General features: G+C 56.5%; 18 protein-coding genes, 1 tRNA gene and 1 pseudogene. 7 read left to right on the plus strand and 13 right to left on the minus strand.

Translation table 11 applies throughout. The features are described 5' to 3' along the window. Nucleotides 1-283 precede the first annotated feature (283 nt). The 4 genes and pseudogenes from AM218_RS16575 to asnB all read right to left on the minus strand — a co-directional run. Nucleotides 284-530, minus strand: a pseudogene (locus AM218_RS16575) (integrase core domain-containing protein); the annotation flags it as partial. A 568-nt stretch (nucleotides 531-1,098) separates the two neighbouring features. Beyond that, nucleotides 1,099-2,094, minus strand: a complete 996-nt coding sequence (locus tag AM218_RS10475; protein WP_054413818.1) for a UDP-glucuronic acid decarboxylase family protein — start codon at nucleotides 2,092-2,094, stop codon at nucleotides 1,099-1,101. A 58-nt stretch (nucleotides 2,095-2,152) separates the two neighbouring features. Continuing rightward, a complete protein-coding gene (locus AM218_RS10480) occupies nucleotides 2,153-3,493 on the minus strand; it encodes a UDP-glucose dehydrogenase family protein (protein ID WP_054413819.1) in 1,341 nt (446 codons plus the stop codon). A gap of 58 nt (nucleotides 3,494-3,551) precedes the next feature. Further along, nucleotides 3,552-5,456 (minus strand): asparagine synthase (glutamine-hydrolyzing), encoded by a 1,905-nt coding sequence (gene asnB, locus AM218_RS10485; RefSeq protein ID WP_054413820.1) that lies wholly within the window; start codon nucleotides 5,454-5,456, stop codon nucleotides 3,552-3,554. Nucleotides 5,457-5,582: 126 nt separating this feature from the next. Between asnB and AM218_RS10490 the strand changes: the two genes are divergently transcribed. Further along, the gene (locus tag AM218_RS10490; RefSeq protein ID WP_082318178.1) at nucleotides 5,583-6,092 is read left to right on the plus strand and encodes an acyl-CoA-binding protein; all 510 of its coding nucleotides are present in this window, start codon (nucleotides 5,583-5,585) and stop codon (nucleotides 6,090-6,092) included. 140 nt (nucleotides 6,093-6,232) lie between these two features. Here the strand turns inward: AM218_RS10490 and AM218_RS10495 are convergent, their stop codons facing one another. Beyond that, nucleotides 6,233-6,640 (minus strand): sugar 3,4-ketoisomerase, encoded by a 408-nt coding sequence (locus tag AM218_RS10495; protein ID WP_054413822.1) that lies wholly within the window; start codon nucleotides 6,638-6,640, stop codon nucleotides 6,233-6,235. A 32-nt stretch (nucleotides 6,641-6,672) separates the two neighbouring features. Further along, a complete protein-coding gene (locus AM218_RS10500; protein WP_054413823.1) occupies nucleotides 6,673-8,085 on the minus strand; it encodes an FAD-binding oxidoreductase in 1,413 nt (470 codons plus the stop codon). A 37-nt stretch (nucleotides 8,086-8,122) separates the two neighbouring features. On the opposite strand from AM218_RS10500, the gene AM218_RS10505 reads away from it, so the two are divergent. The 3 genes from AM218_RS10505 to AM218_RS10515 all read left to right on the plus strand — a co-directional run bounded on the left by AM218_RS10505 (nucleotide 8,123) and on the right by AM218_RS10515 (nucleotide 12,663). Further along, entirely contained in the window at nucleotides 8,123-8,785 is a 663-nt protein-coding gene (locus tag AM218_RS10505; protein WP_082318179.1) for a C40 family peptidase, read from the plus strand. A gap of 142 nt (nucleotides 8,786-8,927) precedes the next feature. After that, on the plus strand, nucleotides 8,928-12,443 hold the full coding sequence (locus AM218_RS10510; protein ID WP_071843763.1) for a TonB-dependent receptor: 3,516 nt from the start codon (nucleotides 8,928-8,930) through the stop codon (nucleotides 12,441-12,443). A 146-nt stretch (nucleotides 12,444-12,589) separates the two neighbouring features. Beyond that, a tRNA-Ala gene (locus tag AM218_RS10515) sits at nucleotides 12,590-12,663 on the plus strand. Nucleotides 12,664-12,868: 205 nt separating this feature from the next. Here AM218_RS10515 and cysK read toward each other — a convergent pair. Both cysK and AM218_RS10525 read right to left on the minus strand, forming a co-directional pair. Next, nucleotides 12,869-13,789 (minus strand): cysteine synthase A, encoded by a 921-nt coding sequence (gene cysK / locus AM218_RS10520; RefSeq protein ID WP_054413825.1) that lies wholly within the window; start codon nucleotides 13,787-13,789, stop codon nucleotides 12,869-12,871. Nucleotides 13,790-13,876: 87 nt separating this feature from the next. Further along, on the minus strand, nucleotides 13,877-14,707 hold the full coding sequence (locus AM218_RS10525) for a serine O-acetyltransferase (RefSeq protein ID WP_054413826.1): 831 nt from the start codon (nucleotides 14,705-14,707) through the stop codon (nucleotides 13,877-13,879). Between the two features lie 167 nt (nucleotides 14,708-14,874). Here AM218_RS10525 and AM218_RS10530 point away from each other — a divergent pair, with 167 nt between their 5' ends. Continuing rightward, nucleotides 14,875-15,216, plus strand: coding sequence for a cupin domain-containing protein (locus AM218_RS10530; RefSeq protein WP_054413827.1), 342 nt, complete (start codon nucleotides 14,875-14,877; stop codon nucleotides 15,214-15,216). An 84-nt stretch (nucleotides 15,217-15,300) separates the two neighbouring features. On the opposite strand, the gene AM218_RS10535 is transcribed toward AM218_RS10530, so the two are convergent. Further along, complete coding sequence (locus tag AM218_RS10535; RefSeq protein WP_197273947.1) at nucleotides 15,301-16,107, minus strand: phosphatase PAP2 family protein; 807 nt, start codon at nucleotides 16,105-16,107, stop codon at nucleotides 15,301-15,303. Between the two features lie 14 nt (nucleotides 16,108-16,121). Beyond that, entirely contained in the window at nucleotides 16,122-18,119 is a 1,998-nt protein-coding gene (locus tag AM218_RS16580; protein ID WP_082318180.1) for a HEAT repeat domain-containing protein, read from the minus strand. A 109-nt stretch (nucleotides 18,120-18,228) separates the two neighbouring features. Here AM218_RS16580 and AM218_RS10545 point away from each other — a divergent pair, with 109 nt between their 5' ends. Continuing rightward, the gene (locus tag AM218_RS10545; protein WP_054413829.1) at nucleotides 18,229-19,146 is read left to right on the plus strand and encodes a hypothetical protein; all 918 of its coding nucleotides are present in this window, start codon (nucleotides 18,229-18,231) and stop codon (nucleotides 19,144-19,146) included. 11 nt (nucleotides 19,147-19,157) lie between these two features. On the opposite strand, the gene AM218_RS10550 is transcribed toward AM218_RS10545, so the two are convergent. The 3 genes from AM218_RS10550 to AM218_RS10560 form a co-directional block, all read right to left on the minus strand. Beyond that, nucleotides 19,158-19,742: a DUF4136 domain-containing protein gene (locus AM218_RS10550; RefSeq protein ID WP_054413830.1), complete on the minus strand. Its 585-nt coding sequence runs from the start codon at nucleotides 19,740-19,742 to the stop codon at nucleotides 19,158-19,160. Between the two features lie 121 nt (nucleotides 19,743-19,863). Next, nucleotides 19,864-21,741 carry an ABC transporter ATP-binding protein gene (locus tag AM218_RS10555; RefSeq protein WP_054413831.1) on the minus strand — a complete coding sequence of 626 codons (1,878 nt, stop codon included), beginning with the start codon at nucleotides 21,739-21,741 and terminating at the stop codon, nucleotides 19,864-19,866. A gap of 156 nt (nucleotides 21,742-21,897) precedes the next feature. Beyond that, on the minus strand, nucleotides 21,898-23,577 hold the full coding sequence (locus AM218_RS10560; RefSeq protein WP_054413832.1) for a catalase: 1,680 nt from the start codon (nucleotides 23,575-23,577) through the stop codon (nucleotides 21,898-21,900). A gap of 161 nt (nucleotides 23,578-23,738) precedes the next feature. On the opposite strand from AM218_RS10560, the gene AM218_RS10565 reads away from it, so the two are divergent. Continuing rightward, entirely contained in the window at nucleotides 23,739-24,923 is a 1,185-nt protein-coding gene (locus tag AM218_RS10565) for an MFS transporter (RefSeq protein ID WP_054413833.1), read from the plus strand. The last annotated feature ends 101 nt before the right edge of the window (nucleotides 24,924-25,024 follow it).

Consider the following 25,024-nt stretch of genomic DNA (forward strand, 5'->3'; position numbering starts at 1 on the left):
GCATATGAGTTCGTTTTTTTTTCAGAAGTAAGATGAAAGCTTGGAAGTTGGTATGACAATATGTAACAACAGCGTGCAACGCTAAATTTTGTTACTGGAGACAGAACAACTTGCCTTATGCATTTCGGGGAGCAAAGATACGAACATCTTTACTAAGGAGTAGTTGTACATTCCCCCATATTGTGAGCTACTACTAAATCTTGTATAGATTTGAAGTGGAAAATATGGCGGCTTGAAGCTCGACGGTAGTGGCAGTCGTTACCTGATAGGATATTAAATTCTGTTATGAGTTGTGAGGCAGGAAGTCGTTGTACTCATGCAGCTACTGCTCGATTTTTCCCCGGTGCATCAGCCAACGAAAGAAACCAATGCATGTTCAGAAATTCATCCCGAATGCTGCCATTGAACGATTTTATATAAGGGTTATCAGTCGGTTTACTTAGTCTCGAGAAATCCAGCGTGACTTGCTGCTCATAGACCCATTTATCCATGAATTTGCAGATAAACTCACTCTCATTGTCGACCTTAATACGCTATGGCACTACGCAGAGAGACTAGTGTTAATAAGTCATCACGGTCATACATGTTCACCTTTTAGCGCCTGCTCAACGTAAATGGTTAAGCACTGACAACTAGAATTATCGAATAATTAGGTAGTAAAGTTTAGCCGGACGATGGATGGACTTATTTTTCTTATGTTATGACAAACAAATCCAGCGTGGCGGCTCCTGACAAAGAGTGAAAATACGACGAGGTCTTCAAGGCCGAATTACACGACGGCAGCCTTTACGGCTTTGCCGAAACCAAACTCGAAATCAGACACCACAGTGCCTATTACTACACCTAACATCGCCACTCAGCCCTTGGTTACCGCTCACCCAACCACATTCCAAACCCATTTTCAAACTATTTTCTAATTGTGTCAGGTTTAGCTAGATTACCTCATTATCCGTCAAATTATCTTGCATCATATGCTTACGCCGTACTTCTTTCCCACATTTTACCTGATTGCACGACCTGAATATCGTACAGAAAAAGACCATTATGCTCGCCTACATACAGCATAATGGTTTTCCTAATAGCAGTACAATCTATTAATCAAAAGCTACGCGGTGTTTTATATAACTCACCGGTCACTACACCGGATAGATTCTCTTGGAAATATTCCAGCGTCCGGCGCAGTCCCTCGGCACGGCCTACCTGCGGCTCCCAGCCAAGAATTTCCTTGGCCTTGCTGATATCCGGTCGACGTTTCATGGGGTCATTGGTTGGTAGCGGCAGATAATCATGCTTGAAGTCTACGCCAATTAGACGGGCAATTTCTTGGCCGAATTCCTTAATGGTGATTTCGTCGGGGTTACCGATGTTTACCGGCAGAGCGTAGTCGCTGAGCAGCAGTCGGTAGATGCCTTCAATAAGGTCGTCTACGTAGCAGAACGAACGGGTCTGTGAGCCGTCGCCGAATACGGTAAGGTTTTCACCGCGCAAGGCCTGACTCAGAAAGGCTGGCAATACGCGGCCGTCGTTGAGGCGCATCCGGGGTCCATAGGTGTTAAAGATACGGACAATGCGGGTTTCCAGACCATGGTGGTTGTGGTAGGCCATCGTAATGGCTTCTTGGAAGCGCTTGGCTTCATCATAGCAGCCGCGTGGGCCTACAGGGTTTACGTTGCCGAAGTATTCCTCAACCTGCGGGTGAATTTCCGGGTCACCATACACTTCCGAGGTACTTGCAATCAGCATGCGGGCGCCTTTCACGCGGGCCAGGCCCAGCAGGTTGTGCGTACCCAGCGAGCCTACTTTCAGTGTCTGAATTGGAATTTTCAGATAGTCGATAGGCGAGGCAGGCGAGGCGAAATGCAGAATATAGTCCAACTTGCCGGGCACGAAGACAAACTTCGATACATCAGCATGGTGAAACTCAAAGTTCTCCTTGCCGAACAGGTGCTCAATATTAGCCAGGTCCCCGGTGATGAGGTTATCCATGGCAATAACGTGGTAGCCCTCAGCCATGAACCGGTCGCAGAGGTGCGAACCCAGGAAGCCAGCACCACCGGTAATAAGAATGCGTTTTTGATCGGGATTAGTAGCCATTTTTTAGCGTTTAGCCAGCGGCGAGCTTTAAGATTGAAACGAGGAGCAGCAAATAACGCTAAGCAGCAGGCTCTTTGTGGGTAGTACGAATACCGATGCAGTGATAGGCAAAGCCAGCCTTTTCCATTTCCTGAGGCTCATAAATATTACGGCCATCAAAAACTACTTTTTCCTTCAACAGACGCCCTATTACCTCAAAATTGGGCGAGCGGAACTCCGGCCATTCGGTAACAATCAGTAAGGCATCGGCATCAATCACAGCCTCGAACTGATCATTGGCATAGGTAATGGATTCACCCAGCGTATGCTTGGCTTCTTCCATTGCCACCGGGTCATAGGCTGAGACTTCGCAGCCATGGGCCAACAGTTTGTCGATGATTACCAGCGAGGGCGCCTCTCTCATGTCATCCGTTTTAGGCTTGAACGACAAACCCCAGATAGCCATTTTCTTGCCTTTCAGGTCGCCGTCGAAGTGCTTTACTACTTTATCGAACAGCACTTCTTTCTGGGCTTCGTTCACGCTTTCTACAGCTTTCAGCACCTGCATCTCATAGCCATTCTCGGAGGCCGTTTTGATGAGGGCCTTCACATCTTTCGGAAAGCAGGACCCACCGTAGCCAATGCCGGGGTAGATAAACTTGGTGCCAATCCGGGCATCGGAGCCAATGCCTTTGCGCACCATATTGACATCGGCACCCATGATTTCGCACAGGTTAGCAATATCGTTCATAAACGATATTTTAGTCGCTAACATGGAGTTAGCGGCGTATTTCGTCATCTCAGCCGAAGGAATGTCCATGAAGATGATAGGATGACCATTGAGCAGGAAAGGCTTATAGAGCTTGCTCATTACCTCTTCCGCACGCTCTGATGACACGCCTACCACAATGCGGTCTGGCTTCAGGAAGTCATCAATAGCAGCACCCTCTTTCAGGAACTCCGGGTTAGAAGCCACATCAAAGTCGATATCAACGCCGCGTTTTTCCAACGCCTGCGCAATTTCTTTGCGCACTTTGGCTGCGGTGCCTACCGGAACGGTGCTCTTGGTTACAATAACACTATAGCTATTCATATTCTCGCCAATGCTACGGGCAACGGCCAGAACATATTTTAAATCGGCCGAGCCATCCTCACCGGGAGGAGTACCTACCGCAATAAACGCTACGTCGCAATCTTTAATAGCTTCGCCCAGGTTAGTGGAGAAATGTAAACGGTCGGCGGCTACATTGCGCGACACCATCTCCTCCAGCCCCGGCTCATAGATAGGCAGGATGCCTTTGTGCAGGTTGTCAATCTTTTTCTGATCAATGTCGATGCATGTCACATCAATGCCAACCTCAGCAAAGCACGTTCCTGTTACAAGGCCTACATAGCCGGTACCTACTACTGCTACTTTCATATTACTTGCTTGCGTTATTGCGTCTGTTTTCGAATGATCAGGAGCTAAAAGCAGGGCATTACATCATCCACTTCTTCCACCAGTGCTGAAATACAATCAGCGCCCAGATGCGGGCATGTACGTCGCCGGGGTTGCGGGAGAAGAGCTGCGCTTTGAGTCCGCGAATGGCATCTACATCAAATACCCCCTGTGACTCGATAAAGGCATCCGAAAGCAGGTCGTCTTCGATGAGGGGACGGAGCTCGTTGCGGAACCATTTTAGCAAAGGTACTTCAAATCCTTGTTTCGGACGCTTATACAGTTCCTCGGGTAGCATGGGGCGGAAGGCATCCTGCACGATTTTCTTCTTCATCTTCGCGTCGATTTTGCTTTCAACGGGTAAAGAGAAGGCAAAATTGACCACGTTATAATCGAGGAATGGGCTGCGAACTTCCAGCGAATTAGCCATGCTCATGAGGTCCACCTTGGTATTCATGTCATAGGGCAGCACCAGGTTCATGTCTGTCAGGAGTACTTCGTTTAGGTCACCCTCGGGGCGTAGATTCTGGAGGATGTCCTTGCGGCGCTTTTCCACCAGCTTTTTACCCACTTTGCGTTTTGAAGCCGCGCTGAGCAGGCTGCGGGCATCCTGCTCCGAAGCCAGCGAAGCCCAATCCCAGTAACGGTCTTTGGGGCCGCTGCTCATGCCGCGGGAGAAGCGCTGAAACTGGCGTATTTTATTTCCAATGAAGGAGTTGCGCGACTTCGGCAGCACTTCCCACAGAATGCCCAAGCCAGCTACGGCCTCCGCTTTGGGGCCGCCGCGGCGCACCTGCCACTCGGCCATATGCTTGTTATAGCCGGCAAACAGCTCATCGGCGCCGTCGCCGGAAAGGGCTACGGTTACTTTTTCGCGGGTTTGCTTGCTGAGGATATACACCGCCAGAGCCGAGGAATCGGCGAAGGGCTCGTCGATGTAATTGAGCACATCAAAGATGTGGTCGTAGAGGTCCTGGTTGGTGAGGGAGAAGACCGTGTGGTTGGTCTTGTGCATTTTGGCAACTAGGTTGGCGTACTTCGTTTCGTCGAAGAAAGGCTCATCCTTGAAACCAATGCTGAAAGTATTGAGGTGCGGGGTGTGGCGGGCCGCCAGTGCCGTAACCACCGACGAATCAATGCCGCCGCTCAGGAATGATCCCAGCGGTACATCAGCCACCAAGCGGCGCGCCACCGACTCATCCATCAGGTCTACCAGCTTTTGCTGCTGCTGATCGTAGGTGAGCTTGTTTTTGGCTACCTTCTTAGGATCGTAAGGAATACGATACCAGGCCTTGCGCACTACCTTCTCGCCCTTTACATAAAGGTAATGGCCGGGCAGAAGTTTTTTAACTCCTTTAAAAATGGTGGCTGGCCCCGGAATATAGTTGAGCTGCAGGTAATGACTGAGCGCGGCGTAGTCCAGCTTGCGCGGTACGCCCAGGGCCATCAGGGCCTTCATTTCTGAGCCGAAGAGCATCTTGTCCTCGTCGCGGTATACCAGCAGGGGCTTCACCCCCATCCGGTCGCGGGCAATGAACAGGGAATCTTCTTCCTTATCGTAGATAGCCAGCGAGAAAAAGCCGTTCAGCTTTTTCAGGAAGCCCCGGCCTTCGGTGATATACAGCTGCAGAATAACTTCCGTATCCGTCTGTGAATGAAAGGTGTAACCTTTCTTCACCAGCTTCTGCCGCAGCTCCCGGAAGTTAAAAATCTCGCCGTTGAAGATGATGGTGTAACGGCCGGCCGCATCGGTCATCGGCTGGTTTCCATCACACGACAAGTCCAGGATACTCAGGCGCCGGTGGCCCAATCCTACCCTATCGTATACATAATGTCCCTGCGAATCAGGCCCGCGGCTGCTGATAGCGTCAGTAGAAGCATGAAGCGAAGCCAGCGAGTTGCGGCCTGCTTCAGTAAAAGCGAATACTCCAGTGATTCCACACATAATTAGCGGGCAAAAGTACGAAGTATCGGGTAGCAAGTTTTGAAAAAGTGCATCCGGCCCTCGCAACCTAACCCGCTGACCCAGAGTAAAGCATTCTATAATCCTCTTCTTTAGCCTTTCCTTCCTATGAATCTGCAGCAACAAATGGATTTACAACAGCAATTTGAAGCCGCCGTGACGCGCGTAGATGGCTTACCCCAGGAACAGGCCGGCCCCCACATGACCGAGCTTTACGGCTTATACAAACAAGCCACGCAGGGCGACCATGATACCCAGCCGGATACCGTAAATATTGACCAGCATGACAACCCCGATGGGCCCGAATGCATGTCGCAGGCGCAGTGGGACTCCTGGAGCAAATACAAAGGCATGAGCGAGGAGGCAGCCAAGCGGCAGTACATCCGACGGGTAGAAGAAATTGCCGGACCCCTGGACCAAGAGGCCGTTCTGCTCACGGGTAGCGGCCAGCCTGCTACTTCCGACCAGGTAAACGACCAGACGTCTCAGGAACTCCCCTCCCCCGGGACAGAAAAAGCCCAGCGGGAAGGCCCGGGTATCTCGGCCGGCGGCCTACGCGGTAATCTGAACGCCGGAGCGCCATACGGTGGCGAGGACGAACTGAAAACGCAGCAATAACGAATGGGGGCTCCCCGGCCGCGCAATGGCATGGGAAGCACCCGGAAAAGAAGCCCGGTCTTTTCCTTTCTTAATGAAGGGAAAAGACCGGGCTTCTTTTTAGCTGGGTTAGCGCCGGCTGTTTTTCAATTACGTTGCGCTTACTTCTTACCCCAGACTTCCCGGAACAGCTCATAGCTGCGGATATAATCGGCCTCATTATAAAGCTCGGAAGCAAACGTAAGCTGGATGGCCGTTTCGGAGTACTGCATGGTGTGCCAGCTGTTGGGCGGGATGTAGACGCCCTGGTGCGGACTGTCGAGGCGAAAGCTCAGCAGTTCTCCATCGGGCCGCTCAATGACTACAATGATGCGTCCGGACAGCGCCACCAGTACCTGCTCTGTTTTGTAATGCGCGTGCCGGCCCCGCACAATGGTTTCCGGGGTATAATACGTCCAGAAGGTGCGTTTGGGCACGAAGGGCAGTGTGCGGCCTTCTTCGGCCACGGAAATAAAGCCAATATCGGGTTCCCCCAGCTTCGAAAAATCGATGAGGTGGGGAGCTAGCATGCAGAAGGCAGGGAAGAAAGCAACACGGGTGGTTAAAAGATTTTGCCGGGGTTCATGATGCCGTGCGGATCGAATACCTGCTTGATGCCGCGCATCAGGTTCAGGTTAACTTCTTTCAGCGCAATGCCGATGTAGCCCTTCTGTACCAGCCCGATGCCATGCTCCCCGGAGATGGTACCGCCCAGCTTTACGCAAAGCTCAAAAATCTCCGTGATGGGCTGACGCAGCCCTACATTCCATTCCTCATCGGTCAGGTTGCCGCGGATGATGTTCACGTGCAGGTTGCCGTCGCCGGCGTGGCCGTAGCACACGCTCTTGAAGCCGTAGCGCGCGCCAATTTCCTTTACCCCTTTCAGCAGGGTGGGCAGCTCGGCCCGGGGCACTACGGTGTCCTCTTCCTTATAGACGGAGTTGTAGCGCACGGAATTGCCGATGTTGCGGCGGATCTTCCACAACTCGTCTTTCTGGGTGGCATTGTCGGCCAGCAGAATTTCGCCTACGTCGTAGCCTTCCAATACCCCATATACCTGCTCGGCTTCCTTATATAGCTGATCCAGATCCTGCCCATCCAACTCGATCAGCAGGTGGGCCCGGATGTCCTCGGGCAGCGTCAGGGGAATTTTCAGATAATCAGAAGACCAGGCAATGGCTTCCCGCTCCATAAACTCCATGCCGGAGGGAATGATGCCGGCCCGGAACACGGCCGCCACCGCTTCGGCCGCCTGCTCCTCCCGGCGGAAGGGCACCAGCATTAGGATATTATGCTGCGGATACGGCAGCAGACGAAAAACGGCCTTGGTGATAATCCCCAGCGTACCTTCTGACCCCACCATCAACTGGGTGAGATTGTAGCCGGTGGAGTTTTTCAGGGTATTGGCAGCCGTCCAGATAATGTCGCCGGTGGGCAATACCACTTCCAGGTTCAGCACATAGTCCTTGGTGGTTCCGTACTTCACAGCCTTGGGGCCTCCGCTGCTGTGGGCCAGGTTGCCGCCCAGGAAACAACTGCCCTTGCTGGCGGGGTCGGGTGGGTAGAAAAGCCCCACCTCCTTCACCGCATTCTGAAATACCTCATTTACTACCCCAGGCTCCACGGTAGCCTGCAGGTTGCGCTCATCTATCTGAATAATTTTATTGAGCCGCTCCAGGCTCAGCACTACCCCCTGATGAATGGGCAGGGCGCCGCCGCTCAGGCCAGTGCCGGCGCCGCGGGCGGTAACCGGAATATGATTTTCGTGGCAGAGGCGCACAATCTGGCTAACCTCTTCGGCGTTACCCGGCCGAAGTACAACGCCCGGCTCAAAATGCAAGTCCTCGGTATGGTCCCGGCCATAGCCGGCGTACACGTCGGCTTCTGCGCTTTGGGCCGTGAGAACGTGCGTTGCGCCCACAATACGCTCAAAGGCCTCCAGCAGCGCCGGGGTGATGATTTGAAACTCAGACATTTTCTGCTTGATGAGGAACTCGCTTATCTTTGCCCCGATGTGGCATTACTCTGCTAAGGTACAGGTTTCGACGTTCAGGGTTCATTGGTTTTACTATACAGCACTGGCTCTGGTGTTGTTTCTGACGGGCTGCAACAGCACCCGGAAAGTAAATTACCGCAACGGCCACTATGTATCAGCCCGCGAGATGGCCCGCATCAAGGCCGAGGAGCGCCGTCGGGGCGGCGCCCGCAAGAGTAAGACGGTGCGCAATACGCCGGCCGGCCGCACCAAAGTAGTAGCCAAGCGCAAAGGCAATTCAGCACCCTCCAGCCGGGAAATCAATACGGTTATCGAAACGGCCCGCTCCTACCAGGGCACGCCTTATAAGTATGGCGGCACCACCCGCATGGGTATGGACTGCTCCGGCCTGCTCCTGGCCTCTTTTAGCGCAATTCAGGTTCCTATTCCCCGCTCCTCCAATGAGCAGGCCCTATGGGGCACTCCCATTCGCCCGCAGGAGTTACGGGCCGGCGACCTGATCTTTTTTGGGGCCTCGCCTGGCAGCGGCGCCATTACCCATGTAGGCCTAGTAACCGACGTCTCTCCGGAAGGAGTGCAATTTATCCACTCCTCAACCTCACTAGGTGTAGTGGAAAACAGCTTAGAATCGGACTATTATCTGAGTCGTTTTATTAAAGCGGTACGCCCAAAAATCTAATACTTCAGTGTACATTTGCGCCGCAATAGCTGTTTTATCCAACTCTCATTGATAATGATTTTGTAATCTATGAGACCAAGTGATTTCAGTACTTTTGCATCCGTTTTCTAAGGCTCCTCATTTTTCACCAATTTTCCCTTCTATGAAGAATTTAGGTTTACGCCACTTCTTACTGCTGCTGCTGACAGTACTTTCAGCGCATGTGGGCTGGAGCCAAGGCACAACCACAGCGGCCATGAACGGTACTATTACCGACAAGGCCGGCGCCGGACTTCCCGGAGCTACGGTTATTGCCATCCACACGCCTACCAACACCCAGTATGTGGCCCCTACCAACTCGGAAGGTCGCTTCAACATCCAGAACATGCGTGTAGGCGGACCTTACACCGTGCGTGTAACCTTTATTGGCTACAAGGATGCTACCCGTGAAGGTTTATCTCTCTCGCTGGGCCAGAACCAGCGTTTAGACATCAACCTGAGCGAAGCTACCACGGAGCTGGGCAACGTAACCGTAACTGGTCAGCAGAACCCGGTGATCAACTCTGACCGCACCGGTGCCGCTACCACGGTACAGCGCGAGCAGATTGAGCGTCTGCCTACCATCAACCGTTCCCTGAGCGACTATACGCGTCTCACGCCGCAGTCGAACGGCAACAGCTTTGGTGGCCGCAGCAGCAGCTTCAACAACGTAACCATTGACGGTGCTATCTTCAACAACGCTTTTGGTCTGCAGTCTACTGTAGGTAGCCAGGCGGGCGCGCAGCCTATCTCCCTGGACGCTATTGACCAGATTCAGGTAAGTATTGCTCCTTTCGACGTTCGTCAGGGCTCGTTTACGGGCGCCGGCATTAACGTAGTAACCCGTTCCGGTACCAACAAATTCTCCGGCTCGCTGTACGGCTTCTACCGCGACCAGAAACTGGTAGGCAGCAAAGTAGGTGACTTTGAGCAGGACTACCCCAAGTTCCGTCTGCACAACGAAGGTTTCCGTTTTGGCGGCCCTATCATTAAGGACAAGCTGTTCTTCTTCGTAAATGCCGAGCGTGAGCGTCGTAACGACCCGCCAACCGGCAACTTCACCGCTAACCGCTCCGATACGCCTCCGGCAATTGGCTCCCAGACCTCGCAGGCCTCGGCCCGTGACCTGGAAACCCTGCGCACATTCCTGCAGGAGAAATATCAGTTCAGCGCCGGTGACTTTGAAAACTACCAGCTGCGCTCCAACAGTGACAAGGCTACTGTAAAGCTGGACTGGAACATTACCCAGAACCACCGCTTCAACATCAAGTACAACTGGCTGCAGTCGTACGCCGATATTCCTCCGAGCACCTCGGGCGCTATTGCCGGCCAACGCTCCCAGTCGCAGTTCGGTCTGCCCTTCTCGTCTTCTTACTACACCATCAACAACAACCTGAATTCGTTCATTGCTGAACTGAACAGCACGCTGGGTGGTGGTAAGTACTCGAACAACCTGACGGCCGGTTTCACGGCTTTCCGCGACTTCCGCGAAAGCAGCGGCGGTATTTTCCCGCTGGTTGATATTGGAACCTCCGTAGGTCTGAGCACGGGTGCTGCCCTAAACGGCATCAACGCCCAAAACTCATTTACCTCCTTCGGCTACGAGCCTTTCTCGGCTAATAACATCCTGAACTCGGATGTAGCGCAGATTGGTGACAACTTCACGGCTTACCTGGGCAAGCACAACGTAACGGTGGGTACTTACAATGAGTACTACAAGTTCAAAAACGGCTTTGCGCCTAACTACTACGGCAACTACTCCTTCAACTCGCTGGAGGACTTCTATGCTTCGGCAGGTTATAACTATGACCGTGCTACCGGCAAATACACGCCTCTCGGAGCTGATCAGTCGCGCCAGGGCCCAGCCCGCTACAACCTGCAGTACTCGGCTCTGCCGGGTGGAGAGTTCCCCTTCGCGGAAATTACTGCTGCTCAGTTGGGACTGTATGCCCAGGACGAATGGTCTCCGCTCAACAACCTGAAAGTAACGTACGGCATCCGTGCTGACCTTCCTTTCCTGACCTCTGACCTGCAGCAGAACACAAATGCGGCTGCTTTGACCTTCCGCGACGGTGTGAAAATCAACACCGGCGAAGTACCGAAGAAGCGCGTACTGCTCTCACCCCGCGTTGGTTTCAACTGGGACGTGAACGGCGACAGCAAAACCCAGCTGCGTGGTGGTACCGGTATCTTCACCGGCCGCGTACCGTTTGTTTGGCTGTCTAACCAAGCCAGCAACAACGGCGTGCAGTTTGGCTCCTATACCCTGACCGGTTCTAACACTATTAACCCTACCACGGTTACCGCTACCAACCCTGATGGCACGCCGTCTTACTTCGATCCAAACGAAAAGGCTTATGTGCCGCAGAACGCAACGGCTAACACCGCTTACAACCTGGCCGTAACGGATACAGATTTCAAATTCCCGCAGGTATGGCGTACCAACATGGCTGTTGACCAGGAACTCCCTGGCGGCATCATTGGTACCCTGGAAGCCTTCTATACCCGCGACCTGAACGCCGTATACCACCAGAACGTGAACCTGCCCGGCAGCGAGAGTGCTCCTTTCGCTCGTGCAAATGGTGCAGACAACCGTCCGATCTTCTACACCTTCGGTGCTGTAGGTAGCAACGGCCTAGCGGCTTCTACCCGCAACTTCCAGATCTATGGTCCGGTGCCTTCCAGCCAGGGAGGAAACACCGCTGCTCGCCCGAACATCAGCGACGCCATTGTGATGAAGAACACCAACAAGGGTTATTCATACGCCGTAACGGCCCAGCTGCAGAAAGCCTTCACCGGCGGTTTGTACCTGAGCGCTGCCTATACCTACTCCGACGCCCGTTCGGTAAACGATGGTGGTTCTATTGCCCAGTCTATCTGGCGTGACCGTTCCATCTCTGGCGACCCGAACGCCGAAGCATTAAGTTACTCAAACTTCCTGCAGCAGCACCGCGTTATCGGTTCGCTGTCGTACCGCAAGGAGTACCTGGGCCACCTGGGTACTACGCTCTCCATGTTCTTTGAAGCTGCTCCGGCCGGTCGTTTCTCGTATGTGTACTCCGGTGACATGAACGGTGACAACCAGACGTCGAATGACCTGATGTACATTCCTCGTAACCAGAGCGAAATCAACCTGCGTGATCAGAACTTCTTCGCCAATACGCCACAAGCGTATACTTACACGGCTGCTCAGCAGTGGGCTGACCTGGACTACTACATCAAGCAGGACAAGTACCTGAGCCAGAACCGTGGCGAGTATGCCGAGCGTAACGGTGGCGTTCGTCCGTGGCAGAACCGCCTCGACGTGCGTCTGTTGCAGGACATCTTCACCGACCTGGGTGAGAACCGCAACACGCTGCAGTTGAGCATTGATATCTTCAACGTGGGTAACCTGTTGAACAGCGACTGGGGTACTTTCCAGCAGACGAACCGCACTAACCCGCTGACGTTTGCCGGCTACAACGGTCAGGGTCAGCCCGTATTTGAGTACGGTTACCTCACGCGCCCATCTACCTCAACGGTAAATGGTGTTACTTCGGTAAACGCTGGCGTGCCTCTGTCCCGCACCTTCCGCAACGATACCGGTGGTCTCGGTTCGCGCTGGCAGGGTCAGGTTGGCCTGCGCTACATCTTCAACTAAGTCAACCGCTTAGTTAGCCAAAAGAGGGCGGAGAGATTTCTCCGCCCTCTTTTTTTATAAAAAATGTGGCTCAGCGCTTGCAGATTCAGATATCGGCTGTACTTTTGTCCCACCAAACGCTTCACGGCGGCTGGTATTTGAAATAAGGGGGATTAGCTCAGCTGGCTAGAGCGCTTGCATGGCATGCAAGAGGTCATCGGTTCGACTCCGATATTCTCCACTTTTCTTTAAAAGCCTGACTGTACCAGTCAGGCTTTTTTTATGCCCTATGCTCATTCGTTTTAACAACGGTCTATACTCAACAAAAAAGCCCGGCAGTCTGCAGGGCTTTTTTTGTTGGTGAACCAGGAAAGAGGAAGGCCCGCAAAATGCCAGCCTTCCCCACACCCCACTCTGGCTTTATCAGAGGAGGGCAAGGGTATAGTTTAGACGAACAACCCTTCTACCGACAGATACCGCTCGCCGGTATCGTAGCAGAAGGTGAGCACGCGGCCGCCCTGGGGAACCTCATCCAGCTTTTTAGCTACGGCCGCCAGAGAAGCCCCGGAAGACACCCCGATGAAGATGCCTTCTTCGCGGGCGGCGCGCCGGGCCATTTCATAGGCTTCCTGCTGGCTGATCTGGATGGTACCATCCAGCACTTCCGTGTGCAGGTTGCCGGGAATGAAGCCCGCCCCAATGCCCTGCAGCGGGTGCGGACCGGGAGCGCCGCCGCTGATGACCGGTGACAGCTCCGGCTCTACCGCAAACACTTTCAGATTGGGGAATTTAGGCTTCAGCACTTCGGCCACGCCGGTGAGGTGGCCGCCAGTGCCTACCCCCGTAATATAGTAGTCGAAGCCCTCGGGAGCGTCGCGCATAATTTCGGCGGCGGTGGTTTCGCTATGCACCTTCACGTTGGCCGGGTTATCAAACTGCATGGGCATCCAGGTGCCGGGCGTGCTCTTTACAATTTCCTGGGCGCGCTCAATAGCCCCTTTGGTGCCTTTCTCGCGCGGCGTCAGCTCCAGTTCCGCTCCGTAGGCAGCCATCAGTCGGCGGCGCTCAATGGACATGGACTCGGGCATCACAATGATAATTTTGTAGCCCTTCACGGCGGCTACCATGGCCAGTCCCACGCCGGTATTGCCGGAGGTGGGCTCTACAATGGTCATGTCCGGGGTGAGGGTACCATCTTGCTCGGCCTGTTCTACCATGGCCAGCGCAATCCGGTCTTTGATGCTGCCGCCGGGGTTGGCCCGTTCCAGCTTCATCCAGACTTCTACATCGGGGCGGTGCGCAAACAGGCGGTTGAGGCGCAACAGCGGGGTGTTGCCAATGGTATCCAGAATGGTGTTGACTTTCATGAGGAAAACTTAGGTGTTACTGATGTCAGATATTAGAATTAATAGGAAGCGACGGAACTACTGGCGCGGCAATAAGGCCAGGACGGCTCAGATAGAAAACGTGAAGTCGGCAGTAGGGTCCTCGGTGCGGGTGACGTGTATCTGGGCCCGGTGGTATACCCGGGAGTGGGAAGGCACGCTCTCCGTCAGCCAGACATTGCCCCCAATAATGCTGTGGCTGCCTACTACGGTGCTGCCGCCCAGAATGGTGGCACCGGCATAAATCACCACGTAATCTTCAATGGTGGGGTGGCGCTTAATGTTGGCCAGCTCTTTCGTGACGCTGAGGGCCCCCAGCGTGACGCCCTGGAATATTTTCACGTGCGTCCCAATCACGGCGGTTTCCCCGATAACGAGGCCGGTTCCGTGGTCGATGCAGAACGAGGAGCCAATCTGCGCTCCAGGATGAATATCAATACCGGTACGGGCGTGCGCATACTCACTGAGCATGCGTGGCAGCAGAGGAATTTTCAGCTGATACAGCGCATGCGCCAGCCGGTAAAGAGCAATGGCATAGAACCCCGGATAGGTGCGCACTACTTCTGTCTGCCCCTGCGCGGCCGGATCGGCCGCCACAATGGCGGCCGCATCCAATAGGAGCAGCTGGTGCAGGGCGGGCAGGCGGCTAAATAAGTGCGTGGCGGTTTCATCGGCCAGGGCAGGCTCCATGGGCAGCGCCGTCAGGATAGCTGCCAGGTGCTCCTGCAGCTTCTGCAGCGTGGCGGCAATAGCCTCTTCCGTGGGCAAAGGGTGCTCGGTACGCTCCGGGAACAGGACGTTCATCACTTGCTCGGCCAGGTGGCACAAGGCCTCGCCCGGCACCGGGGCCGCTACCTGCTGATGGGCATGAGCCAGCGTACGAATAAAGGTAGGATCCATAGGTGAGTGTAGCTAAGCAGGCCTCCTTATACGAGGGCGCTCAGGACTGAGCGTACATAACCCCGGCGGAACGGGAAGGTTTGGCGCAGGGTAACCGCACGGCTCAGCGGCGCGTTAGCAGGAAATATAAGATCTGTTCTTTCATTTTTACTCTAGCTGTTCCCTTTATGTCTGACACGACCATCACCAAAGTTGATTCTGCCTACTCGCCCAAGGGCCACGATGGCGAAAAATATCTGGCTTCCGGTATCCATATGGCCATGCGCCTCTGGGAAAACGAGCAGCCGGCAGCGGCGAAAAAGCCCGCCGCCCGCCCCTATGAAACGGTAGGCTACGTTATTAGTGGGCGCGCTGAGCTGCACCTGGCCGGGCAAATGGTGCTACTGGAGCCCGGCAACTCCTGGGTAGTACCCAAGGGTGCCGAGCACAGTTACAAAATACTGGAGCCCTTCACGGCCGTAGAAACCACCTCGCCCCCTGCCCACGTGCATGGGCGTGAGGACAAATAATTTGCCGCCTGCCTAACTGAAACTGCCCGGTCCGTAAATACGGGCCGGGCAGTTTCGGTTATACAGATAAAAAGAATTTCCTTATCAGCGCAGGCTCAGCACTACGCGCAGGCCGGTGGCATCCAGGCTTTGCCAAGGGGTGGCCGATACGTGCCCGATAGAGCGGCCGATAGGCTTGCGGCCCCAGCGGTTGCGGTGCGTGAGGTAGCCCAGGTGCGCCGAGAGAATGCCAATGCCGGCCCCTGCTACCACGTCGCTCTGCCAGTGGCGGTTGTTGAGCATGCGCAGGGCTGCTACGCTGGTGGCCAGCGTATAGGCCCCTACCCCATACCACTGACTTTTATCCCGAAACTCGGTATGCACAATGCTGGCCGCCAGAAAGGCCTGGGCCGTATGGCCCGAGGGAAAGGAGTGCATATTGGAGTCATCGGGACGGCGGATGTTCGTGGTGTATTTCAGGGCCATAACCGCCGCCCCGAAAATCAACTCGGACTTGACAATCACCAACGCCATGTTCAGGCGGTCGTTGTGCGACTCTACGCCGGCCAGCGTGGTAGCGGCCAGCTCCAGATAGGGCGTCAGCACCAGGTAATCATCCACTTTCGTATGGAAGTTGGGGAAATGGCGGTGCAGGTCGCGCTGAGCATCGTAGCTGCTGTAAATGCCGTTGCCGTTGATGGTGCTAAGACCATACCCGATGAGCAGCACCGGAATAGCCGTGGCCCGCACTGCCTTGGTCTGATACCAGCGTTTTGCCTGGCCCGGCACTTCATACTTATGCACCGTGTCGGCCGGGGCCGGGGTTTGGGCCTGGAGCGGCGAAGCGGCAACACTAAGCCACAGCCAGACCAGCAGCGCAGTTAGGTTGCGCCTACGGGCAGCAGGTAACAAGGCAAATCGGCTCATTACGGTAACAGTTCGATACGGTCAATACTATCGCCTATTTCCAGCTGGCTGACTACCTCCATTCCCTTTTCTACCTGCGCAAAAATGGTGTAGCGGCCATCCAGGTGCGGCGTAGGAGAATGGGTGATAAACCATTGGCAGCTTTCCGTGTCTTTCCCGGCCGAGGCCAGGCCTACGGCTCCTTCGCCATAACGCAGGTCGGCAAACTCGGAGCGTAGATTGTAATCAGAGCTGCCCCAGCCGTCGCCGCGCGGGCAGCCGCCCTGCACCACAAAGTTGGGCACCATGCGGTGGAAGTTTTTCTGATTGTAGAACCCGGCTTTTACCAGCTGCACAAAGCTGGCCACTGACCCAGGCGCCTGCTCTACCAGCAGCAGCAGCGTAACGGGACCTTTGCTGGTATGCACCACCGCTTTCTGCCCCGCCGGAATAGTTTGCACTAAGGCCCAGTCAATAGGGTGCGTGGCGGCTTTGGCAATGGGCTGAGCCGTGGGCTTCTTTTTCTCCAGATAATCGATGGTGAGCTGTATGGACTGCCAGGCTTCCAGGTCGCGGGGCAAAACCAGGCGGCCCTGCGCCTCCCGCAGGAAAGCAGCACCGGGCAGCTCATTGCCTGAAGCCAGCTTAGGGTCCCGGATAGCCTCGGCGGCCGTGCCCATCATGGCCACATCCCCGCTGCTGATGGCGCGCTTTAGGGCCCGCGCAAAAGCAGGGCGCTGCGCCGCCGGGAAAGCCGGCTGGTGGCGCAGGGCTACCAACGCCTCGATGCCATAAGTGCCCAGCACTACGGGCTGGCCGGGGGCAAAGGTGGCCTGCTCTACAAATGCATACGCCGCCGGGTCTTCGCTTAAGGCTTTCAACAAATATCCTTTCTCATACACGGAGCTGGCCGCGGCAAACCGCTGCTCAATGGCCTGGCGGATATCGGCGCGGTTGGTCCCTTCCTGCCGGAGGGCCGCGGCCAGCAGCGTGGCCCGAACCCGCCAGGGCGCAGTTTTATTGGCTTTATCAAGAAATAAAGAGCCGGGTTCCCCGGTGGCATTGGCCAGAAAAAATTCGGCCGCTACCAGGGCTACCTGTTCTTCCTTATCGGCCAGGGCATCCCAGGCCGCTTCCTTTACGGGGCTGTACATGGCTTTCGTCATGGCGCGCAGCGCGCTTAACCGTACCCGGTAGTCTTTGTCGCGGCGGGCCAGCACGGCCAGCGTGGGCGCCACCTCAGGGGCGGTTACTTTGCCCAGGGCCAGTGTAGCCGCCGCCCGCACAGCATAGTCAGGGTCGGTTTGGCAGGCTTTGGTGATCTGGGCGGCAAAGGGCGTGAGGTTGAGGTTGCGGATGCGGGCAAGCGTATTGGCCGCGGCCAGGCGGGCCCGGTACGGCGTGGGCATGGCCAGCAGCTGGACCACGCGCGTTACGGCGGCCTCGGAAGTAATACCGCGCAGTGCGGCCCGGTATAAGCCCCACGCCTGCCCTACCTGGGCGCTGGTATCCTGCAGAAGCGGGGCCGGCAGCCGAACCAGGGTTTCAAACGAAGCCCGGGAAGTACTGCGGCCCAGCGCCTCCAGCGCGTAGCGCCGCACGGCGCGGTCGGGCTCCGAAGTGATACGCGCTGAAAGGGCCGCGGCGCCGGCAGTTGTATCAGCGGTTTGCCCGAGCGCAAAGGCAGCCATGCGCCGCACCGAGGCATCGGGGTCAGCAGCCAACAATTGAGCCAGCGCGGGCACGGCGGCGGGGTCCTGCACCGAGGCGAAAGCCAGGGCGGCCTCACGACGGTACGCGGCCTCGGGGCTACTCAAGAAAGGCAGCAGGGCGCTGGTACTGCGCTCATCCTGGGCAGTGGCTATCTGCCGCAGGGTAGCATCGGCGTACTTGTTGGGCGGGCCAACGGGCGCCGTAACGGATGGGCTGGAAACCGGAACACGGGGGGCACAGGCAGCCAGGCCCAGGAGGAGCGCCGCAGTGAAAGCAGCCCGGGGAGAGCAAGGGAGGAGTTGCATACGCAGCCAAAGTAGCCAAATTCCCGGGAGCCCGCCAGTCCTGCCATGGCTTCGGCGTGGTTTTAGCTGAGCAGTAACAATTCCGGTTCGCTCCTTACCTTCGCCCCCTATGAACTCTCTCCTACTCCGTCGTTGTGGGCTGCCTGCCCTGGGTCTGCTCCTGGCTGTTGCCTCCTGTACTGCTCCACGCTCTGTTATCCACTCGGGCAAGGTTACGCCCCGGGGACAGTTCAAAGTAGGGGGCGATGTTATTTTTAACGTAGGCACCAAAACCCTGAGTGAGTTGGGCAATGCGGTGAAGGACGAAGCCGCCGCCGCCGCCAATAAAGACACCGTTAACTACAATAAGCGGATAGAGCGGGTGCAAACGGCCGCTTTGGCCTACGTGCTGGACCCCATTCAGCCAAACTCTGACCTGTACCTGCGCTACGGCCTGGTGGACCGCGTGGATGTAGGCTATAAATATGCTTTCGGCACGCACGTGTTCGATGCCATGTATCAGTTCCTGGGGCCTACGGGCACTCCGGAAAGTCCCGGGGGGGCCGCCGGGGCCACCTACGGCAGCATTGGCCTGCAGTACGCCACGCAACGGGCTAAACTGCCCAATGTGCCTTTTTTGGATGACGTTACCTCGTTTCTGAATTTCCGGGCTACCCGCCACGACCTGATGATTCCGCTGGTTTTCAGCCGCTCCCTGGGGCCGGAAGAGGAAATTGGCGCCCTGTCTTATGGCGTGGTTTATAACCACACTTTCCTGCGCTATGGTTTTGAGCCGGAGAAGCTATATCTGCCGGGCAGCAGCAACCGTATTCCCGGCCTGGTGCAGCGCAACAACTTTGCCTCTTTCGGCATGTTCGTCAACGGCAAATTTGGCTTCCGTTATGCCTACGTCCTGCCAGCGCTAGCCGTTTTCTATCAGAATTACGGCACCTATGAGCTCCTGAACGGTGCGTCTACCAAGATGAAAGGCATGACGTTTATTCCTTCCCTGGGGCTGCAGTTCCGGGTTCCGACGGGGCGGCGCTAAAGCCGATGGGTTTACTTCTCGTGGTTGATATAGCCTTTGGTAAAGACCCGGTATTCATCAAAAATGGAGCGCACGGAGCGGCGCAACACGGTTACTCCCTGTGTGCCGGCCGGCACCGTTACGCCGCTGGCATAGCCATTCCAGATGGCCCGGTTGGTGCGGTTATCTATCAGAGTAATGAGTAGGGTGCCTTCCCGCAGCATCAAACGCAGGGGCTGGTAGGCCTCCCGCTGGCTGAAGGGCGTATTTTCTGTCTCAACTTGCCCCCATGATATCCAGGAAGTAAGGGTTGGCTGGGCAAAGCCGCGAAACCGCAAATCCCCCTCATATACATTGAAGTTCACCAGTAAATCGGGGCGGCGTTCTGCCTGCTGGTAGCCCTGCTGACGCAGGCGGGTACGGATGGCATCGCGCAGAATTTGCCCTAGTTTGCTGGTGTCGGCGGCTAGCCCGTCGCCTGAAACGAAGGAGAAGGTGCGATAGTGGCGAAAGTCGGCCTTGTAACTATAATCTGATTCAATCTGGGCTTCATAGGCGGTGAAGCAGCCCGTGAGGGAAAGCCCCAGGGCAACCAGTAGCGTGGCTGATGGTTTCATAGGCTTATCGTAAAATATGTTCTATTAAGATACAGATCTTACCGCAGCTTAGCTACTGATAATTAGAGCACAAACTACTCTCCTCCCGAAATGTTTTGGCCTTGCTGCCCGGCTATTTTTACTACCGGTAACCGGCGGCCTGCAGCTGAAACAGCTCGGCGTAGCGCCCACCTTTTGCCAGCAGCTCCGCATGTGAGCCGATTTCCACAAACTGCCCGTTCTCAATGACCAGAATACGGTTGGCCATGCGTACGGTGCTGAAGCGGTGACTGATGAGGATGGCGGTTTTGCCTTTGGTCAGGTCGGCGAAGCGCTGGAATACCTCGTGCTCGGCGCGGGCATCCAGGGCAGCAGTGGGCTCGTCCAGAATCAGCAGCTGCGCATCGCGCATGTAGGCGCGGCCCAGCGCTATTTTCTGCCACTCGCCCCCGCTTAGGTCTACCCCTTTGGAAAAGCGGCGGCCTATTATTTGGTTGTAGCCCTCGGGCAACTTGCGCACCACGGAATCGGCGAGGCTTTGGGCGGCGGCCTGCTCAATGCGGGGCTGGTTGTCTTTTTCGTCGATGCGGCCCACGGCCAGGTTCTGGCCCGCGGATAGCTGGAACCGGACAAAATCCTGGAAGATGACGCCAATTTCCTGGCGCAGCTCGGCGGGGTCGTACTCGCGCAGGTCGTAGCCATCCAGCAGAATGCGGCCTTCGGTGGGGTCGTAGAGGCGGGCGAGCAACTTTACCAGCGTGGTTTTGCCGGCACCATTCTCCCCCACCAGCGCCAGCTTTTCGCCGGCCTGCAGCGTGAAGTTAAGGTGGCGCAGGGCCCAGCCGGCGGCGTTGCGGTACTTGAACCCCACATTCTCAAATGTGAAGCCCTGCTGAATTGGCTGCGGGAAGGGCCGTACGGGCCGGGCTTCGTCGCGCACAATGCGGGGCTGAAGATGAAAGAAGTCGAAAAAGTCCTGCAGGTATAAGGCACCTTCAGCTACCGAGCTGAAGCGACTGAGAATTCCTTCCAGCAAGCCCCGCATGCGGGCAAACGAGCCGGCCAGAAAGGTAAGCTGACCTATGCTGATGGCGCCCTTTACTGCTTGGCTGATGATGAAAACATAAGCTGCGTAGTAGCCTGCCGCCCCTACGGCCGCAAAAAAAGCGCCCCACCCCGCCCGGCGCAGGGCCAGTACTTTGTTCTTCTGGTAAAACTCATCGGAAAGCAGCCGAAACCGCTCAATGAGAAAGCCCGACAGCCCGAAGATCTTGACTTCCTTGGCCGTTTCATCGGAAGCCCCGGTCTGGCGCAGGTAGTCCAACTCCCGCCGCTCGGGCGTCCAGGAATGCACCAGCGAGTAGCTGCGCTCGTTAAAGTGCGACTCGCCAAGAAAAGCGGGAATTACGGCTATCAGCAAAAGCAGCAGCAGCCAGGGGTTGAAGGCGGCCAGGCCCACGGCCAGAAACAGCATGGTAATGGTATCCTGAGCCTGGGCCAGCACCTGCGACATCAGCACGGTGCGGGACAAGGTTTGGCGGCGGGCGCGCTCCAGCTTATCGTAGAAGGTGCTGTCTTCAAACTGGTCCAGGTCCAGCTCGGCGGCATGCTCCATCAGCCGCACCGAGGAGCGGTTGGCAAACAGGTCGCCCAGCAGCGAATCCAGCAGCGCCACGGCGCGGCCAAGGGCATCAGAAAGCACCGCCAGCCCAAACTCCAGCGCCAGCAGGCTTATAACGGGCATGAGCATACGCTCGGCGGCGGGCAGGCGGTTGAGGCTGATTACCGCATCCAGAATCAGCTGACCCACATAGAGCATGGCCAGCGGCAGGGCCGCGCGCATCAGGCGCAGGACCATATTACCGAGCGTGAGCGAAGGGCTGGTTTCCCAGATGAGGCGCAGAAAAGCTGGCAGGTGCCGGAGCGCCGATACCCGCTCTCGCACGGTGAGCGTGGGCTTGCCATCCGGCCGGGGGCGTTGGGCCGATATAGACTTAAGAAAGGAGGAATACCAGGACATAAGCTGCGGCTATGGCACACTTCGCGCCGAAGTAGCCCGCCGGCCTTTTTGGCAGAACGTACTACCGCCCGGCAGGTGCTACAACCACCAGAACACCGGATGGTTCCTGCTGATTTCGTAACCCCTGCCGGGCGGCATACCCTATCGAAGCGTGAGTTAGTACGGTTTGGCTTCGTGGGCGGTAGCTTCGGCCTGCTCTACAGCCTGAGCGCTTTTGCTTTCATTAGCCTGTGTGGCGCCGGCCTGGTGCTGCCGGGCAGTGCGGATGCCTTCGGCCACGCGCCGGCCCCAGTCCGGGTCGCAGTTGGTGCAGAGCTCAATCATCTTGTCCTGCACTTTCTGATTGGCATCGGCTAGGGCGCCCACCATGTTATTGATGAGGTCGTCCCGCTCCCAGTCTTCGTGCAGACGGTACCGCTCGCCGGCCTGCTTGAAGTTATTCTGCCGGTCGATGGTTTCCCGAATCAGGCGGCCTTTGTACTCGGGCATGTGGTCAGGGGCGGTGCGAGGCGCTTCCTTGAGACCGTTCAAGCTGCTGGGCTCGTAGTTGATGTGCAGGTTCTGGCCGGGCGCGGAGTCCACGTGGTAGGCCATCTGGCCGTCGCGCTGGTTGGTGGCCACGTGCTTTTTGGGCGCGTTGATGGGCAGCTGCAGATAGTTGGTGCCCACGCGGTAGCGCTGCGTGTCGGAGTAGGAGAACGTGCGGCCCTGCAGCATCTTGTCGTCGGAGAAGTCGAGGCCATCCACCAGAACCCCGGTCCCGAACGCGGCCTGCTCTACCTCGGCAAAGTAGTTTTCGGGGTTGCGGTTCAGCGTCATCTTGCCCACGGGCAGGAAAGGAAACTGCTCCTGGGGCCAGATTTTGGTATCATCCAGCGGGTCGAAGTCCAGCTCCGGGTGCTCATCATCACTCATAATCTGCACACACAGCTCCCACTCCGGGAATTTTCCGGCTTTGATGTGGTCGAATAGGTCCTGGGTGGCGTGGTTGAAGTTCTTGGCCTGAATGGCTTCGGCCTCGGCCTGGGTCAGGTTTTTGATGCCCTGCAGCGGCTCCCAGTGGTATTTCACCAGCACTGCCTCGCCCTGGGCATTCACCCATTTATAAGTGTTTACGCCGGAGCCCTGCATTTGCCGGTAGTTGGCCGGAATGCCCCAGGGCGAGAACAGGAACGACACCATGTGCATGGCCTCCGGCGTGTTGCAGATGAAGTCGAAAATCCGTTCCCCGCTCTGGCGGTTGGTCACCGGGTCGGGCTTCTGGGAGTGAATCAGGTCCGGGAACTTCATGGCGTCGCGGATGAAGAACACCTTCAGGTTGTTGCCTACCAGGTCCCAGTTGCCATCTTCGGTGTAAAACTTCACGGCAAAGCCGCGGGGGTCGCGCAGGGTTTCCGGGGAGTGGCCACCGTGGCCCACGGTGCTGAATCGCACGAAAACAGGCGTCTGCTTGCCTTTAGTGTTGAACAGCTTGGCGCGGGTGTATTTCGCAATGGGCTCGTTGCCTACTTTGCCATAAGCTTCGAACACGCCGTGGGCCCCGGCGCCACGGGCGTGCACCACGCGCTCCGGCACCCGCTCCCGGTCGAAGTGGCTGATTTTTTCCAGGAACTGATAGTTTTCCAGCGTGGCCGGGCCGCGGTTGCCTACGGTACGCAGGTTTTGGTTATTGGTGAGGGGGTGGCCCTGGCGGGTGGTCAGCGTCTGGCCGGTTTCGCCCGGGGCCGTGCGCCGGTCCTGCGAGGAACCCGCACCCGTTACGCCCGTTCCGGTACCATCGGCGGGCGTGTGGCCGTTGCCGTTGCCGCCAGCGGTATTTTTTGGCTTTTTATCCATAACTCGTATCGTAAAATGATGATTGCTAATCTAAAATACCATTCCTAAAGGCAGCCTGTTTATAATACCGCCTATAAAATTTTGATCTTTATTAAGGCAGCCGGATATAGTGCGCTTTTGGTACTGCCGGGGTACTAGCTGTGGTGCCTACCTTTACGGCAATGCCGCTTCCTGTTAGCTCCTCCCGCGTCTATACCATCGGCTTCTGGCTGATGGCTCTATCGTCGTTTCTGTTTTTCCTGAGCTTTAACATGCTCGTGCCCGAGCTGCCCGACCACCTTACCCGGATGGGCGGCGCTGACTACAAGGGCTTTATTATTGCGCTGTTCACCCTCACGGCGGGGCTTTCCAGACCCTTTAGCGGTAAGCTGGCTGATACAGTGGGCCGCATTCCGGTGATGGTGTTCGGCTCACTGGTTTGCTTTGTCTGCGGCTTCTTTTACCCCTGGGCCACTACGGTGGCAGGCTTCCTGTTTCTACGGCTGATCCATGGCTTCAGTACCGGCTTCAAGCCTACCGGCACGGCCGCCTTCATAGCGGATATTGTCCCGCTCAACCGGCGCGGCGAAGCGATGGGCCTGCTGGGCGTGGCCGGCTCCCTGGGCATGGCGGCCGGGCCGGCGCTGGGCAGTCTGCTCACACAATGGTTTTCGCTGAACACCATGTTCTACTGTTCCTCCGGGGCGGCGCTGCTATCCTTGCTGGTACAGGGCACCCTAACGGAAACTTTGCCCCAGGATCAGCGGGAGCGGTTTAGCTGGGGCCTGCTCCGGTTAAACTGGCGGGAGATACTAGAGCCCCGCGTGCTGGCCCCTTCCCTGGTTACGCTGCTGTGCCTGTTCCCCTACGGCGTCATTCTCACAGTAGTGCCCGACCAGAGTCAGCTCATGGGCACCAGCAACAAAGGCTTGTTTTTCACCTGCTACACGCTGGCCTCGCTGGTGGTGCGGCTGGTGGCCGGCCGCGCTTCCGACCGCTACGGGCGGGTGCCGGTGCTGCGTGCTTCCACGGCCCTCATGTTGGTGGCGCTGCTGGTGCTGGCCGGGGCCCATTCCCTGGTTACCTTTCTGCTAGCCGCGGTGCTCTTTGGGTTGGCCGCCGGCGTAAACTCCCCTACCCTGTACGCCTGGACTATAGATCTGAGCCACCCCGAGCGGCGCGGCCGGGCCGTAGCCACCATGTACATTGCGCTGGAAGCCGGCATTGGCATGGGCGCTCTGCTGGCCGGCTGGCTTTATGGCAACGTAGCCGCCCATCTACCCTACGTGCACGGGGTAAGTGCCGGGCTCACGCTGGTGGCCCTGATTTACCTGTTTGTTGGAGTGAGGGCGCGCCCTACGGTATAAATACGTTTTTGTTTAGGTTTCAAGAAATTATTTTTAACACCTGGCACCTCAGGGTATAATACAACTACCTGAATTCTGTACATTTGATTAAGCATATCCCA

Source organism: Hymenobacter sp. DG25A, from assembly GCF_001280305.1.
GTDB lineage: Bacteria > Bacteroidota > Bacteroidia > Cytophagales > Hymenobacteraceae > Hymenobacter.

Coding starts and splice junctions, on each gene's coding strand:
- AM218_RS10475 (WP_054413818.1), bottom strand. CDS start 2,094: ATGGCTACTAATCCCGATCAAAAACGCATTCTTATTACCGGTGGTGCT.
- AM218_RS10480 (WP_054413819.1), bottom strand. CDS start 3,493: ATGAAAGTAGCAGTAGTAGGTACCGGCTATGTAGGCCTTGTAACAGGA.
- asnB (WP_054413820.1), bottom strand. CDS start 5,456: ATGTGTGGAATCACTGGAGTATTCGCTTTTACTGAAGCAGGCCGCAAC.
- AM218_RS10490 (WP_082318178.1), top strand. CDS start 5,583: ATGAATCTGCAGCAACAAATGGATTTACAACAGCAATTTGAAGCCGCC.
- AM218_RS10495 (WP_054413822.1), bottom strand. CDS start 6,640: ATGCTAGCTCCCCACCTCATCGATTTTTCGAAGCTGGGGGAACCCGAT.
- AM218_RS10500 (WP_054413823.1), bottom strand. CDS start 8,085: ATGTCTGAGTTTCAAATCATCACCCCGGCGCTGCTGGAGGCCTTTGAG.
- AM218_RS10505 (WP_082318179.1), top strand. CDS start 8,123: ATGTGGCATTACTCTGCTAAGGTACAGGTTTCGACGTTCAGGGTTCAT.
- AM218_RS10510 (WP_071843763.1), top strand. CDS start 8,928: ATGAAGAATTTAGGTTTACGCCACTTCTTACTGCTGCTGCTGACAGTA.
- cysK (WP_054413825.1), bottom strand. CDS start 13,789: ATGAAAGTCAACACCATTCTGGATACCATTGGCAACACCCCGCTGTTG.
- AM218_RS10525 (WP_054413826.1), bottom strand. CDS start 14,707: ATGGATCCTACCTTTATTCGTACGCTGGCTCATGCCCATCAGCAGGTA.
- AM218_RS10530 (WP_054413827.1), top strand. CDS start 14,875: ATGTCTGACACGACCATCACCAAAGTTGATTCTGCCTACTCGCCCAAG.
- AM218_RS16580 (WP_082318180.1), bottom strand. CDS start 18,119: ATGCAACTCCTCCCTTGCTCTCCCCGGGCTGCTTTCACTGCGGCGCTC.
- AM218_RS10545 (WP_054413829.1), top strand. CDS start 18,229: ATGAACTCTCTCCTACTCCGTCGTTGTGGGCTGCCTGCCCTGGGTCTG.
- AM218_RS10550 (WP_054413830.1), bottom strand. CDS start 19,742: ATGAAACCATCAGCCACGCTACTGGTTGCCCTGGGGCTTTCCCTCACG.
- AM218_RS10555 (WP_054413831.1), bottom strand. CDS start 21,741: ATGTCCTGGTATTCCTCCTTTCTTAAGTCTATATCGGCCCAACGCCCC.
- AM218_RS10560 (WP_054413832.1), bottom strand. CDS start 23,577: ATGGATAAAAAGCCAAAAAATACCGCTGGCGGCAACGGCAACGGCCAC.
- AM218_RS10565 (WP_054413833.1), top strand. CDS start 23,739: ATGCCGCTTCCTGTTAGCTCCTCCCGCGTCTATACCATCGGCTTCTGG.